Origin of the sequence: Leptospira dzoumogneensis (assembly GCF_004770895.1) — a bacterium.
Lineage (GTDB): Bacteria > Spirochaetota > Leptospiria > Leptospirales > Leptospiraceae > Leptospira_B > Leptospira_B dzoumogneensis.
Genome location: NZ_RQHS01000018.1, coordinates 360,000 through 373,850 on the forward strand (window position 1 = coordinate 360,000; position 13,851 = coordinate 373,850).

14 protein-coding genes are annotated in these 13,851 nt (G+C 41.6%); 10 read left to right on the top strand and 4 right to left on the bottom strand.

Annotation, left to right across the window (positions count from 1 at the left end; translation table 11 throughout):
* Positions 1 to 78 precede the first annotated feature (78 nt).
* Positions 79 to 1,056 (top strand): homoserine kinase, encoded by a 978-nt coding sequence (thrB, locus tag EHR06_RS12600; RefSeq protein WP_135757507.1) that lies wholly within the window; start codon positions 79 to 81, stop codon positions 1,054 to 1,056.
* On the opposite strand, the gene EHR06_RS12605 is transcribed toward thrB, so the two are convergent.
* Complete coding sequence (locus EHR06_RS12605) at positions 1,053 to 1,697, bottom strand: hypothetical protein (RefSeq protein ID WP_135757322.1); 645 nt, start codon at positions 1,695 to 1,697, stop codon at positions 1,053 to 1,055. The genes thrB and EHR06_RS12605 overlap by 4 nt on opposite strands.
* A gap of 2 nt (positions 1,698 to 1,699) precedes the next feature.
* On the bottom strand, positions 1,700 to 2,017 hold the full coding sequence (locus EHR06_RS12610; RefSeq protein ID WP_135757323.1) for a hypothetical protein: 318 nt from the start codon (positions 2,015 to 2,017) through the stop codon (positions 1,700 to 1,702).
* A gap of 230 nt (positions 2,018 to 2,247) precedes the next feature.
* On the opposite strand from EHR06_RS12610, the gene EHR06_RS12615 reads away from it, so the two are divergent.
* The 9 genes from EHR06_RS12615 to serB all read left to right on the top strand — a co-directional run bounded on the left by EHR06_RS12615 (position 2,248) and on the right by serB (position 10,574).
* On the top strand, positions 2,248 to 3,315 hold the full coding sequence (locus EHR06_RS12615; RefSeq protein ID WP_135757324.1) for a DsbA family protein: 1,068 nt from the start codon (positions 2,248 to 2,250) through the stop codon (positions 3,313 to 3,315).
* A 31-nt stretch (positions 3,316 to 3,346) separates the two neighbouring features.
* Positions 3,347 to 4,327 carry a malate dehydrogenase gene (locus EHR06_RS12620; protein ID WP_135757325.1) on the top strand — a complete coding sequence of 327 codons (981 nt, stop codon included), beginning with the start codon at positions 3,347 to 3,349 and terminating at the stop codon, positions 4,325 to 4,327.
* Positions 4,328 to 4,343: 16 nt separating this feature from the next.
* On the top strand, positions 4,344 to 5,483 hold the full coding sequence (locus tag EHR06_RS12625; RefSeq protein ID WP_135757326.1) for an aminotransferase class I/II-fold pyridoxal phosphate-dependent enzyme: 1,140 nt from the start codon (positions 4,344 to 4,346) through the stop codon (positions 5,481 to 5,483).
* A 2-nt stretch (positions 5,484 to 5,485) separates the two neighbouring features.
* The gene (gene bioD / locus EHR06_RS12630) at positions 5,486 to 6,151 is read left to right on the top strand and encodes a dethiobiotin synthase (RefSeq protein ID WP_135757327.1); all 666 of its coding nucleotides are present in this window, start codon (positions 5,486 to 5,488) and stop codon (positions 6,149 to 6,151) included.
* A complete protein-coding gene (gene bioA / locus EHR06_RS12635; protein WP_135757328.1) occupies positions 6,148 to 7,452 on the top strand; it encodes an adenosylmethionine--8-amino-7-oxononanoate transaminase in 1,305 nt (434 codons plus the stop codon). The genes bioD and bioA overlap by 4 nt, the downstream gene beginning before the upstream one ends.
* A gap of 68 nt (positions 7,453 to 7,520) precedes the next feature.
* Positions 7,521 to 8,615 (top strand): biotin synthase BioB, encoded by a 1,095-nt coding sequence (gene bioB / locus EHR06_RS12640; RefSeq protein ID WP_135757329.1) that lies wholly within the window; start codon positions 7,521 to 7,523, stop codon positions 8,613 to 8,615.
* A gap of 147 nt (positions 8,616 to 8,762) precedes the next feature.
* Complete coding sequence (locus tag EHR06_RS19155; protein WP_165780245.1) at positions 8,763 to 8,936, top strand: hypothetical protein; 174 nt, start codon at positions 8,763 to 8,765, stop codon at positions 8,934 to 8,936.
* 22 nt (positions 8,937 to 8,958) lie between these two features.
* Positions 8,959 to 9,702, top strand: coding sequence for a GDSL-type esterase/lipase family protein (locus tag EHR06_RS12645; protein ID WP_135757330.1), 744 nt, complete (start codon positions 8,959 to 8,961; stop codon positions 9,700 to 9,702).
* Between the two features lie 92 nt (positions 9,703 to 9,794).
* The gene (serB, locus tag EHR06_RS12650) at positions 9,795 to 10,574 is read left to right on the top strand and encodes a phosphoserine phosphatase SerB (protein ID WP_244288595.1); all 780 of its coding nucleotides are present in this window, start codon (positions 9,795 to 9,797) and stop codon (positions 10,572 to 10,574) included.
* Positions 10,575 to 10,660: 86 nt separating this feature from the next.
* Here the strand turns inward: serB and mutS are convergent, their stop codons facing one another.
* Positions 10,661 to 13,219 carry a DNA mismatch repair protein MutS gene (gene mutS / locus EHR06_RS12655; protein WP_135757332.1) on the bottom strand — a complete coding sequence of 853 codons (2,559 nt, stop codon included), beginning with the start codon at positions 13,217 to 13,219 and terminating at the stop codon, positions 10,661 to 10,663.
* Positions 13,188 to 13,850, bottom strand: coding sequence for a phosphoribosylanthranilate isomerase (locus EHR06_RS12660; RefSeq protein ID WP_135757333.1), 663 nt, complete (start codon positions 13,848 to 13,850; stop codon positions 13,188 to 13,190). The genes mutS and EHR06_RS12660 overlap by 32 nt, the downstream gene beginning before the upstream one ends.
* Position 13,851 lies beyond the last annotated feature (1 nt).

Sequence of the window (13,851 nt, forward strand, 5' to 3'; positions counted from 1 at the left end):
CAGAATTCTTTTTGTTTTAGAAAAGCAAATGACGATCGGAGAATTTCCCAAAAGATGGCAGAAAATCCGGATACTCGTATGAGCGCGGCAAAATACAAATTCCAAATTAAGGTCCCAGGAACTTCCGCTAATTTAGGTTCCGGTTTCGATCTATTGGGGTTGGCATTTCAAATTTATAACGAGTTCAGTTTTGAATTCGGAAAAACTTCGGAGTTTACAAGAAAGATCAAAGGATCTTCTGCTCCCGTGTTTACGGATGACGAGGATCTAGTTTTACAATCTTATAAAACGTATTTTTCGGTATTCGTATCTTCACAAACCAAATCGTCTTCTTCTCCCATTCCTTATTCCGTAACTATGGAACTCGGACTTCCTTTAAAAGGTGGTTTGGGATCTAGTGCAAGCGCTGTAGTAGCCGGATTTTCTGCTGCAAGATTCGCACAGGAGAAATATTTTCCGGATACAAAACTTCCGAGTGAGTCCGAGTTCTTATACCAGCTCGCTTTATTAGAAGGTCACCCAGATAATACGACACCCGCTTATTTAGGCGGATTCGTTTTCTCTTATTTTGCAGAAGAGAAACTCTATTATTTTAAGAGAAAATTCCCTAAGAATGTACATTGTTTCTTTCTCATTCCTGAATTGGAGATCTCAACCAATCATTCCAGAAAATGCCTTCCGGATACTTATCCGGTTTCTGATATTATTTTTAATTTGAGCAGGATGTCGACTTGGTGGGAATTCTTGGAATCAGGAGAACCTGGACTTCTAAAAAGAGCATTGGAAGATAAGATCCACACTCCTTATAGAATGAATTCAGAATTTCCACTTTTACCTCTTGTGCAGGAAATTGAAAAATCCGCGATAGGCGTTTCTCTTTCTGGAAGTGGTCCTGCAGTTCTTGTTTATACTAGAAGAAAGGACTCTAAAAGACTGGAGAAAAAATTCTCGGAACTTACAAAACAATTTTCTGAAAGATCCGGGATACCGTGTAGGTTGGTGCATCTTTCTCCGGATACCACCGGAGCTAAAATCTCTTTTAAAAAGATCTCTTAATCTTCTTCCGAAGCCTTTTCTTTTCCGAAAGAATACAGTCCTTTTTTATCTCTGGATCTGGTAGAAAGCCCCGGATGGATCTTTTGGACTGAGAATATAAATCTCATTCTTTCTTTTCCTAGTTTATTCACAAAAAAGTTAGAAGTGATCCCGATCTCAAAATATTGGGTCATACGATCTTTAATGATCTTATCCGAGATCCTAAAGGATGCAGTTTGTCCTATGATCTCATGGCTTTCCAATTTTTCCTGGGACTCCATTTTTGCAAAATGTTGCATACGAGGAGGTTTCATAATAGCAGGACCGGAACGATTGATTAGAATATCATAATCTTCCGTATCTTTTCCTTTTTTTAATATGAACACTAAGTGATCGTCTTGGATGGATTTGCAAAGGGTAGGGATGTTTCCATAAACTTGGCCGACTGAAAATTTATAAATACGAGTGCTTTCCGGAACTACGATCTCGTAGGTGTCTCCTTCTTCAGGAGGATCCATTTGGCTTGGGCGTGTTTTGGCGGCGTACGGGCGTAGTACTTCCCAATAAAAAAAGAATCCCATCCCTGAAACTGAAATGAGTGTCAGGACGCCTAGGGCTAAATCCAGCTTGGGAGAAAATACAAGACCTAACTCGAAAGCCAAATTTAACCTTTTAAATCAATTTTACCGTGACCGGTTTTCATTTCTGAAACAGAACTGAATCTTGAACTTACTATCATAGATAAAAGATCTTTCATTTGTTCCGGACTGATCACTTGGCTCAATCTTTCTTCTGCACTTACCGGGGTAGGTTTCATTACCAATTCGTCCCCTTTGGGTTCGTTTTTCAGTTTGATTCCTTTCCAATCGGCGGCTTGGATCTCCAATACGTCTCCGACCGGTTCTTGTTCGGGTTTAGTCTCTCTTTGCACCGGAGACCAGGTCGCCGGATACTGTCCCGAATGTATACCATTTACGTTCATAAACCTAAACCTCCGTTTTCAGGTTCCTATTAATTCCTATCGGAAATCCGATCGCTTGCTTAATTTTTTTTCGAAATAATTCTATTATAAGCCTGAATTTGAAGGGTTTTTTTCCCATGGATTTGGACCGATTTCCTCCTTTTTGACCCCTCGAATTATTCGTTTGCCTCCCATACTCTGCTTTCTAAATTGGCTGGTAGGGGAGCTTTTCTCCCTTTGGTAAGGATATTATGTCTGAAGAAACTTCTTCCACTTTGTTAGACCGTGTTTTCGGTCCGAAATTCAAGGAGGCACTTCCTTGGATCTTTTTAGGTTATGTTTTAATATCTATCGCTATTATCGTAAAACTTTCCATCCCGGAACATTATATGAGAGTCGGGACATTCGGGTTCTATACTATCTCCGATATCAAAAAAGATAACCCGTCCGCTTATCGTAAGTATCTTCAGGAAAACAACCAGCAGATGTACAGAATGTTTTCCCAACTTGCTTCTCAAGAGATCCTGAAAAAAGAAGCGGCTGCTAAGGGAGTTCCTGTAGAAGAGCTGACTAAATTCGGAAGAGGGTATGAACCGGTTCAAGACGAAGTTATCGCGGCTTATAACCAATTCAAAGACGAGCCCGGTTTAAAAGGAAAACCTTTGGCAACAGTGCAAGGTGAGATCGTAAAGTATTTAAAAGCAGTACAAGCTGATAGAGAAAGACAAGCGTTCTTCGGAAGAATGAGAGAAGAGTATAATACCGAGATCATCGGACCGGAACTTCCTCCTCCGACTAGAGTTGCGATCGAAGCCAGTGAGAATCCAACCATCGGACCTGCTGATGCAAAAGTTACTATCGTAGAATTTTCGGATTTCGAATGCCCTTATTGCGCGATGAGCCAAACAACAACAAAGGCACTTAGAGAACAATATAAGGATAAGATCAAATGGGTCTTTAGGGATTTTCCTATGGACTTCCACAGGAATGCAATGTTCGCTCACGTCGCGGCAAACTGTGCGATCCCTCAGGGAAAATACTGGCAGTATAATAGCCTTCTTTTCGAAAACGGAAGAAAATTAGAAAAAGGGAATGTGATCAAGCTAGCCCAGCAAGTTGGTTTAGATATGGGAACATTCAATCGTTGTATCTCTGACGAAGACAAGATCAAAAGCGAGATCGAAGCGGATATGCAGGCAGGACAAAGTTACGGAGTGAACGGAACCCCTGCATTCTTCATTAACGGTATTTTAGTGGAAGGCAATATGCCGATCCAAAATTTCACGAAGATCATCGACGAAGAGCTAAAAAATAACTAAGCTCTAGTATATAAAAAGTTAGGAGTTTCAAATGGCAAAAACAGTTAAGGTAGCAGTTACGGGTGCCGCTGGGCAGATCGGATATTCTTTATTATTTAGGATCGCATCCGGTCAAATGTTCGGAGCGGACACTCCTGTAGAGATCCAAATGTTGGAACTGGAGGCGGCTCTTCCTGCTGCTAAAGGTGTGATCATGGAATTGGAAGACTGCGCCTTTCCTCTTTTGCAAAAAGTAAGTGTTTCCGCGGATTTGGATGTCGCTTTCAAAGACATCAACTGGGCGCTACTCGTCGGTTCCGTGCCAAGAAAAGCAGGAATGGAAAGAAGCGACCTTCTCAAAATTAACGGTGGGATTTTCGTAAACCAAGGAAAAGCGATCGAGAAGAACGCCGCTTCTGACGTAAGAGTTTTAGTCGTCGGAAACCCTTGTAATACGAACTGTCTTATCGCTATGAACAATGCGAAAGGAGTTCCTACAGATCGTTGGTTTGCAATGACCAAGCTGGATGAGAACCGTGCGAAATCCCAACTTGCGATCAAGTCAGGAAATTTAGTAAAAGACGTAACTAACGTTGCGATCTGGGGAAACCACTCTTCTACCCAATACCCTGACTTCTATAACGCTAAGATAGGCGGAAAAGTGGCAACGGATGTGATCAAGGATCATGACTGGTTAAAAGGTGACTTCATTAAGAACGTTCAACAACGTGGAGCTGAGATCATCAAAGCAAGAGGAGCTTCTTCTGCTGCGTCTGCTGCTAACGGAGTTGTGGATACTGTTCGTCAGATCATCACTCCAACTCCAGCAGGAGATTGGTTCAGTGTTGCTGTTACTTCCGACGGTTCTTACGGAGCTGATAAGGGACTTATCTTCGGATACCCTGTTAAGTCCGATGGAACTAAAGTTGAGATCGTTAAAGGATTGGAATTGAACGACTTTGCGAAAGAGAAATTCAATATCACTCATGACGAACTTAAATCTGAAAGAGACGAAGTAAAAGGGATGTTATAATCCCTTCGGAAAACCTGTGCAGGAAACGCAATCCTCGAAACTTCCTTTTTTTTCGGAGCTTCCTGCCTTCTTTTCCAGGTTAGAATCTCAGAATAGGATCCGGACCCTGGATCCTCCTTCTGGCCTGGACCTCTGCTCCAATGATTATCTGGGGCTTTCTACTCATCCCGAAATCATCCAAGCTCTTAAAGAAGGTATCGATATCTACGGTGCAGGTTCTACTGCCAGCCGTTTAGTCAGAGGTCACAGAAGAGTATTCGAAGAATTAGAAAATGATTTTTCGAACTGGGTGAAGTCGGAAGATTCTCTCTTCTTCGCAAATGGATACGCTGCAAATTTAGGAACGATTTCCTGCGTTGCAGATCCTTCTTACACGATCTTTTGTGATCGTAAAAATCATGCTTCCTTAATGGACGGGGTCCGGCTTTCAGGAGCCAAAAAAGTATATTATAAACATTCGGATCTGAACGATCTGGAGAGTTTATTAAAAAAACATTCTGGTACCAAGCATAAGATGATCGTTACCGAGTCCGTGTTCAGTATGGATGGGGACAAAACGGATATTCGTGCATTGATAGACCTGAAAGAAAAATACGGAGCATTACTCTATATAGATGAGGCACATGCAATCGGACTTTTCGGGAAAGAAGGCTCTGGCGTTTCCTTAGAAGAAAATATCTCACGGACTTCCGAAATAGATTTTAGAATGTCTACCCTAGGAAAAGCATTGGGTTTAGAAGGTGCAGTTATCTCCACCACCAAGGATGCCAGAAAATATTTACTCCATTCTGCCAGGACATTTGTTTTTTCTACAGGTTCGCTTCCTGCAATCGCTCATGCGGGTAGAGTTGCAATTCGTTTGGCAAAACGGATGGATCATGAAAGAAGAGTATTGGAAGAAAATTCGGAATTCTTCCGTGATTCTCTACATCAAATCGGAAGGGATACTGGAAATTCTAATACTCAAATTATACCTATACTTTTAGGTTCGGAAGAAGAAGCATTAGGACTTTCGTCTTGTCTGAACCAAAACGGATTCCAAGCAAAAGCGATCCGTCCTCCGACGGTTGATATTTCTAGGATCAGAGTTTCTTTAAATTCTAAGATTACTAGAAAAGATCTGGAAAAATTCGTACAATTGGTCCGGGAGAATTAAGTTTGTCCATTTTTGTAACCGGAACCGGAACCGATATTGGTAAAACGTTCTTTTGCTCTCTTATGATGGCTAAGTATGCAGAAGAACTCGGATTAAAATATCTGAAGCCGATCCAAACAGGTGCTGATTCTGATAGAGTGAAGATCATGAATCTAACCGGATTGAACGAGTCATATTTTTTAAAAAATTATTATACATTCGAACTTCCTGCTTCTCCACATCTTGCTTCCGAAATGGAAAATACTACCGTTGATACGGATGAACTTTCCAGGCATCTATTCAGTATCAAAGACGCTAAAATATTGGTAGAAGGTGCCGGAGGTGTATATGTTCCTCTCAACCGTTATTATTTTACCGCGGACCTAGTAGAGCAGGCAAAAATTCCATTGGTACTCGTTGCTTCTACGGAACTTGGAACGATCAATCATACATTATTGTCGATCGAGGCTCTTAGGAAAAGAGAGATCAAGGTTTTAGGAGTTTATTTTATAGGTCCTGAAAATCCGCTTCGTTCGGATAATATTAGGACAATCATAGAAGCGGCAGAAATCGGGCTTTTAGGGACATTTCTTCTTCCGGAAAGAAAATTGTCTAGAAAAGAATTCTTAGATAAGGTTGCAAATGAATTCGATCCGGATAGGATCCTCCCGGACTTACTATTCCCTTGATCTGGCATCCATACACAATCCAACTAGATTCGGATCCTCCTTTAAAGATAGTTTCTGCAAAGGGAGAATTTTTATATGATGAGAATGGAAAAGAATATATAGATGCAATTTCCTCCTGGTGGGTGAGTATCCACGGTCATAATCATCCTAAACTCGTAGAAGCAGTTAAAAAACAGTTAGATTCCTTGGATCATGTACTTCTCGCAGGTTTTACCCATCCTCCCGCGTTGGAACTCGCTCATGAACTTTTAGAATTCACTGATTGGGCTTTTAGCAAGGTAGTTTATTCGGATAACGGTTCCACCGCTTTGGAGATCATGCTGAAGATCGCACTTCAGTATTTTAGGAACCAAGGCAGAGAAAAGAAAAAGGTATTTATAAACTTCTCCTATTCTTATCATGGAGACACGATCGGTGCGATGAGCGTAGGAGGGGATTCCGTATTTAACAGAGTTTTCCAAAGTCTTTTATTCCAAACCAAAAATTTCCCTTCACCTGCCTGTCATGATTGTCCTGTTTCCAAATCCCCGCATTCCTGCGCAGAGGATTGTTTGGACGAACTGGAGGCGTATTTATCCGCTCACTCGGAAGAAGTAGTGGGAGTCGTAATGGAACCTTTGATTGCGGGTGCGGGTGGAATGTTATTCCATAAACCGAGTGTTCTTACAAGACTCAGAGAGATCACGGAACGTTATGATGTTCTTCTTCTTCTGGACGAGGTATTTACCGGTTTCGGAAGAACAGGTGCAAATTTTGCCTATCAAAAAGCTGGGATCCGTCCGGACATGGTGGCACTTGCAAAAGGACTTACTGCAGGGATTCTACCCTTGGCAGTGACCTTGGTCAGGGAAGAAATTTACAAAGAATTTTTATCCTCCGAGCCTATGAAGGCATTCTATCATGGACATACTATGACCGGATATCCTCCAGGCTGCGCTTCCGCACTTGCATCATTACGAATTTATAAAGAAGAAAACAGGCTCTCGGACGTAAAAAAATTGGAGTCCTATTTGGAAGAAGGCTGGGCCAAACTAAGAGCTGAATTTCCGGACAAGATCAAGAATACAAGAGTGCTCGGTTCAGTAGGTGTAGGAGAACTTTTTACAGGTAAGGCGAAGCCGGGTTATGTAAATCCATTCGCGAGAGAATTTCGCAGGATCTGCCAAGAGAAAGGAGTTATTCTTCGACCTCTTGGGAACGTGATATATATCACTCCTCCTTATAATATTTCTAAATCATCTTTGGATAAGGTATTTCTGGCAGTTCGTGAAGGTCTTAGTGCCTACAAAATCCAAGATTGATGAACACCCGTTTTTAAGACCAATTATAGATTGCCAAGGAAAACACAGCTTCGGAAACTATCGGCAGAATGAAACTTAGTCTAGAAACTCCTACAGTCACCGAAGAAAAAGTATTTTCAGAGGTGCCAAGCATTATCGATCGGGAGGAAACATATGCAATTCTAAGCGGCCAGATCCCATTGACCGAGGCTTTAGATAAGGCATACAAGGTTCGGGAAAAATACTTCGGTAAAACGGTCCGGATCCATGTTCTAGATAATATTAAGAACGGACATTGTCCTGAAGACTGCGGTTACTGCGCTCAAAGAAAGAATGCAGGCTCCGGAGTACAAGAATACTCTATGAAATCTCCTGAGGAGATCTTCCAAGATGCGGTACAAGCCAAGGAAAATGGAGCATATCGTTTTTGTATGGTCACTGCAGGAACAGGGCCTAATTCTTTAGCTACTGAAAAGCTGGCATTCACGATCGAAAAGATCAGCAAAGAGCTTGGACTAAAAGTATGTTTGTCCGCCGGTCTATTAGACAGAGAAAAAGCGGAACGTTTAAAGGCCGCAGGCCTAGATAGATATAATCATAATCTGAATACTTCTAAGGCACACTATCCAGAAATCTGTGACACTCATACATACGAACAAAGAGTAGAGACGATTACTCATCTAATGAAGGCCGGGGTAGGAATGTGCTCCGGTGTGATCGTCGGAATGGGAGAGTCTCTTTGGGATCTAACGGATGTTATATACGAGATCAAGAACCTAAAAGTGATCTCTATTCCTGTGAACTTTTTTATACCTGTTGCCGGTCACGCGATCAAAAATCCTCAAGGTTTAACCCCTGAATTTTGCCTTAGAACCCTAATCGCATTTCGTTTGGTGAACCCTGATTCCGAGGTCCGTATCGCAGCAGGAAGAGAAGGGCATTTGAGAGGATTGCAAGGAATGGCTTTATACGCCGCAAATTCCCTGTTTGCAAGCGGGTATCTGAACGTAAAAGGTTCCGACGCTGCGGACACAATCCGAATGATCTTGGACTCCGGATTCTATCCTGAATTTTCTTCCGGGATGGGAGAAGAAATAGATTGGGAATCCGCTCTTGGAAAAGACCATCCTTATGCTCCTGAAAATTTCCCGGAACTTTACAAATATCGTAAATCCTTGAAATAGTTTTTTTGAATTGAGAACGAAAATCGTATAGCATTTTCGGACCGAGTATGGGAAGATTCCCAGGCTCGGTGGTTTTCCAAGATTAATTTCGGAATAGATTGAAACTCTGGTAGGGGTGAAAATCCTGGATATAACGGAGATTGTCGGATGAAATATAAGATAGAGATCAATAAACTAAAAAACGGCTATATTGAAGCCAAATTGATCGATACAGTTTCCAACAACCCAATTGAATTTCGTATTTGTGACACGGAAGAATATCTGCAGGCTCAGATTGCCGACTGGCATAAACGATTTCATATGAAAGATTCCGAGAACTGAGAGTTTTAGAGGGACATGTCAAATGAAAGTATTAGGGATTTGTTTTTTTCTTCTTTCCCTAATCTCTTGTTCTGTTTTTCAACCCAGGACAATATACGACTATTATAATCCGGATTTCAAATGTGTGGACAAGCTTGGGGTCCGAGATTTGGACGAATGGGAATCCTATCAGAAATTATACCTGGAAGCGGTTCTTATTTATGCCAACGAGAACGATAAATTAAAAAAAGCGAATATAGTTTTCGTAGGAAATAGCCTCATCGCCGCTATTCCACCCGATCTGATCCAGACAGATTTTCCAGGTTCTGTGAACCGTGGGATCGCAGGGGACATGACGGAACTTCTTCTGAACCGTTTGGACAATACGGTCCTGAATTTAAAACCTTCTACCATTATCCTGGAAATCGGCGGAAATGATATCCGTGACGGGAAATGTTTGGATTATATAGAGGGGATCCATAGACTTCTGATCCAAAAGATCAGGACGAGCCTTCCGAATACAAAGATTTTGATACTTGGAATTCCACCGGTCTTGAGCCGAAATGTGAATTCTATATCTCCAATCGTAAATGCTTGGCTTTTACGGATCGCGAACGAGAACCAGAACGTTCAATTCTTGGATATCTGGCCTGAGTTCAGACAAAAGGATATCCCTTTTATTCGGGAAGAGTTGGCTTTTTCTGTTAATGGGAAAAAAGATCCTATCCATATTAATAGAGACGCCTATATTATCTGGCTTCGCAAAATTAAATCTCTAGTCCGTTAATCTAAGTGATCTTATTTTTCAGTCCAAAAAACGATTCGGATCCCCAAAGATTATCCGAAGCACTTTCAGCAAGATTTCAACAAGCAGTCTTTATAGAAAGAAGGCAGGAAGTCTCCAAAGATTTCGTATGCGATGTTTGGAAAACGGATCGGACCCTGCCAAGGGAAGAATTGGTTTATCTTAGACAAGAGTTACAAAGATTCCGTAAACTAGATCTGATCCAAATTTCTTCTTTTTTAAACAACGGAGCCTTATTCTGTTTTGATATGGATTCCACTTTAATCCGAGAAGAAGTCATAGACGAATTGGCGAGATATGCAGGTGTCTATGAAGAAGTTGCGCATGTGACCAAGGAAGCTATGGAAGGAAACCTGAACTTCCAAGAAGCTCTCCAAAAAAGATGCTCTTATCTGAAAGATCTTCCGGTTTCCGTATTCGACGAATTATACTTTAAGCTGCATCCGAATCATGGTGTACCAGAATTATTCCGGGGATTAAAAAAGAAAAACGCAAAAACCGCAGTATTCAGCGGCGGATTCACTGATATATTAGAAAGATTTAAACAAGAATATTCCATCGACGAGGTCCGAGCAAATTATCTGGATAGGGCAGGCGATAAACTTTTAGGAACAGTTTCCGGAACTGTAGTGGATAAAAATATCAAAAGGGATTCTCTTTTGGAGCTGCAGTCCCGCTTTCAAATGACCAAAGAAAATATCGTAGCAGTGGGCGACGGAGCAAACGACCAACTGATGTTAGAAGCTTCCGGGATCGGTATAGGATTTCATGCAAAAGAAGGTCTCAAATCCAATATTTCCAACTGGATAGACTTTGCTTCTATGGATGTTCTTTTGTATTTGTTTGATGAGTGATATAAATTTCTGAACTTCTTATGTAGAATTCCAACAGTTACTATCTTTGCGACTCTGTGCCTCTGCGTGAAAACCGCAGCTTTTCATTATCCCCTCGAACTCACTCTTTTCTTCCAATCATCCAATAGTTTTAACGCTTCTATCGGGGTCATAGAATCGATCGGAAGGTCGGTGATCTCTTTTTTGAAGTCCTGCCAAAACTGAGTATCCCCATTCGGAGAACTCATGTCTTGGAATAGGGAAGGTTCCCTGGTCTGGATACGTATTTCCTTTTTCCTGGATTCCATATCCGTAAGAATTTCTGCGGCACGTTTTACTACCGAATCAGGAACTCCCGCCAGTTGTGCCACGTAGATACCGAATGATTTTTTTGCCTTACCGGGTTTTACTTTTCTTAAGAAGATAACCTTGTCATCCTTCTCCACTGTTTCCATATGAAGGTTCCAAACACCTGGAAGTCTGGAAAGTTCCGTAAGTTCATGATAGTGGGTGGCAAAAACAGTTTTAGGACGAGGATGCATCTCGGAAAGAGATTCCAAGATGGCCCAGGCAATACTCATCCCGTCGTAGGTGGAAGTTCCTCTTCCTACTTCATCAAAAAGTAATAAAGATTGAGAAGTGCAATTTTTGAGAATATTCGCAGTTTCTTTCATTTCCACATAGAATGTGGATTCTCCTGCATTCAAATTGTCTCCCGCTCCGATACGAGTGAATAATTTGTCTAAGATAGGAAGTTTTGCGGTCTCTGCGGCAACACTTCCACCGATCTGGAATAAGATCTGGTTGATAGCGATCTGCCTCATGAAAGTGGACTTACCCGCCATATTCGGACCCGTTAAGATCGCAATTGAATTCTCTTTTCCATCCAAGCCGACATCGTTCGGGGTGAATTTTGCACCTACCGGGAGACTTGCTTCCACCACAGGGTGTCTGGAAGATTTCATTTCTAAATTGGAATCTTCGCTTAGTTCAGGACGGATCCAGCCGAATTTTTCCTCTGCCTTTAGGAGTGAAATTTGGAAGTCTAGATCTCCGAATTCTTCTGAAACAAGTAGAAGTTCGGAAGAATATTCCAAAACGGTTTGTACCATTTTTTCGAATTCCGCTTTTTCCACTTTTTGGATGATCTCATCCGCTTCTAAGATCGTTCTTTCAATCTCTTCCAATCTTGCGGTGGTAAATCTTTCGGAAGTTACCAGTGTCTGTTTTTTGAGATATTCTTTAGGCGCCTGCTCGGCTTGTGCGCGGGAGATCTCTATAAAATAACCTACGATCTTATTATATTTGATCTTAAGAGTAGAAAGCCCGGTTTTTTTCTTTTCTTCCGTTTCTAATTCCAAGATCCAATCCGCACCTTTGGAACCTGCTTCTCTGGCTCGATCCAGGTTTTTATCAAAGCCGTCTTTTAGAAATTTACCATTTCCTAATATAACAGGAAGTTCTTCCGTGTGGATCCTTCCTTCGATATATTTTTTAAGCTCATCCAGTTTATCCGGTTTTGAAATTGGATATCCAAGAGGAGAAAGTAAACCGATCAAAGAATCCAATGTTTGGACGGAAGATAGGATGGTTTTGAAATCGCGAGGGTAGGCCTTATTTCCTCTAAATCTTCCTAAGATCCTTTCCAGATCTCCCAAGTCCTTTAAAGCCTGGGTCAAATGGGCAAGAGGGATCTTTTTAATGATATCCTGTTTTTCCCATCTGGATTTTAGAATGGCCGGGTCCGTTTCCGGAAATAAGATCCTTTGTTTCAGGACCCTTTTTCCTTTGGCAGTACTGCAAAAATTCAAAACTGAAAATAGTGTATGGCCCTTATCTTCTTTTTCGTTTTCGATCAGTTCCAGATTCAGGATAGTCTCTCTATCCATCTCCAAATAGGAACCTGTTTGTAAGATACGCGGTTCTCTTAAGGTGAGAGTCCCGTCCCTGTAATTTTCTCTAATATAATATTCTAATGTTCTTGTGACCGTTTGGAATGGATCGTTAGAATTTTCCGATCCCACTTTTGCCGCGTCTAAAACCGTTAATTCTCTTTCTCCGAAGTTCTGCCAGGTCCTGATCCTTTCTAAATCTTGGGAGAATACGCAGATCTCGCTCGGTTTAAATTTTACGAATTCGGACTCTAATACTTGGGTCCTTGAAATTGGAACTGCAAAATGTAAAACTTCTCCTGTAGAAACATCAGCCATTCCTACAAAGATCAAGGCAGCTTTTGGGACCAATACGCATAAATAATTGTTTTGGAATCCCGAAAGTAAATGTTCTTCGATCACTGTGCCCGGAGTGATGATCCTCACCACATCCCTGGTCATGAGTTTCGTGTTTCCGTCTTCCGGCCTGGACTGTTCGCAAACCGCTATCTTCTTTCCTGCAGAAAGTAATCTGGAAATATATCCGTCCTTGCTATGGAATGGGATCCCGCACATCGGAACAGAGTTTTGTCTTTTGGTAAGTGCAATGTCTAAGATCGCTGATGCAATTTTTGCATCTTCCAAGAACATCTCATAAAAATCCCCCATCCTAAAGAATAGGATAGAATCAGGGAACTTGGCCTTGATCTCCAGATACTGCCTCATCATAGGAGTGTCCAGAGCCTCGGTCAGATCAGGAGAATTAGTTTCCGTTGTAAGAGAATCGTTTTGCATTTCTGATAAAATTCCGAATGAGTTCCTGGTCCTTATTTCCCGGCGAAGATTCCACTCCGCTTGCAACATCCACTCCATAAGCCTTGGTTTGGGAAAGCGCCTTTGCCACATTCTCCGGAGTCAAACCTCCAGCGAGTAGATAAGGTCTGCGAACTTCGGAAACCTGTTCCCAAGGAAAACTTTCTCCCGTTCCTCCGCCCGCATCCGATTTATAACTATCTAATATCAATAAATCCGAATTTAGGAAATGTAGAGAGTCGTCGTTTACGTTTCCGCGGACACGATAGGAAAGAATTCTGGAACCCTTGGTTTGGTAGAGCGGAGAAGTTTCTCCCGGAGCCAAAGAGTCGTCGCTAACGTATTGGACATAGTCGTGCTGCAAATTTTTTAAAAGTGTTTCTATATATTGGGTTGAAGATTTATAAAAAAGGAATACGATTTTCGGGCGTAAAAAGGACGGAACGGAGGTATATAAGTAGGTGATCAATATCTCCGCTTCCTTTGGAGAAACAAGTCTAGGGCTGGAAGAAACAAAATTGATCCCGATCAGATCGGCTCCTTCTTCCACACAGATTTTCAGATCGTCTACTTTTCGTATTCCGCAGATTTTTACTTTAGGGGTTTGGGACATG

Coding starts and splice junctions, on each gene's coding strand:
- thrB (WP_135757507.1), top strand. CDS start 79: ATGAGCGCGGCAAAATACAAATTCCAAATTAAGGTCCCAGGAACTTCC.
- EHR06_RS12610 (WP_135757323.1), bottom strand. CDS start 2,017: ATGAACGTAAATGGTATACATTCGGGACAGTATCCGGCGACCTGGTCT.
- EHR06_RS12615 (WP_135757324.1), top strand. CDS start 2,248: ATGTCTGAAGAAACTTCTTCCACTTTGTTAGACCGTGTTTTCGGTCCG.
- EHR06_RS12620 (WP_135757325.1), top strand. CDS start 3,347: ATGGCAAAAACAGTTAAGGTAGCAGTTACGGGTGCCGCTGGGCAGATC.
- bioB (WP_135757329.1), top strand. CDS start 7,521: ATGAAACTTAGTCTAGAAACTCCTACAGTCACCGAAGAAAAAGTATTT.
- EHR06_RS19155 (WP_165780245.1), top strand. CDS start 8,763: ATGAAATATAAGATAGAGATCAATAAACTAAAAAACGGCTATATTGAA.
- EHR06_RS12645 (WP_135757330.1), top strand. CDS start 8,959: ATGAAAGTATTAGGGATTTGTTTTTTTCTTCTTTCCCTAATCTCTTGT.
- mutS (WP_135757332.1), bottom strand. CDS start 13,219: ATGCAAAACGATTCTCTTACAACGGAAACTAATTCTCCTGATCTGACC.
- EHR06_RS12660 (WP_135757333.1), bottom strand. CDS start 13,850: ATGTCCCAAACCCCTAAAGTAAAAATCTGCGGAATACGAAAAGTAGAC.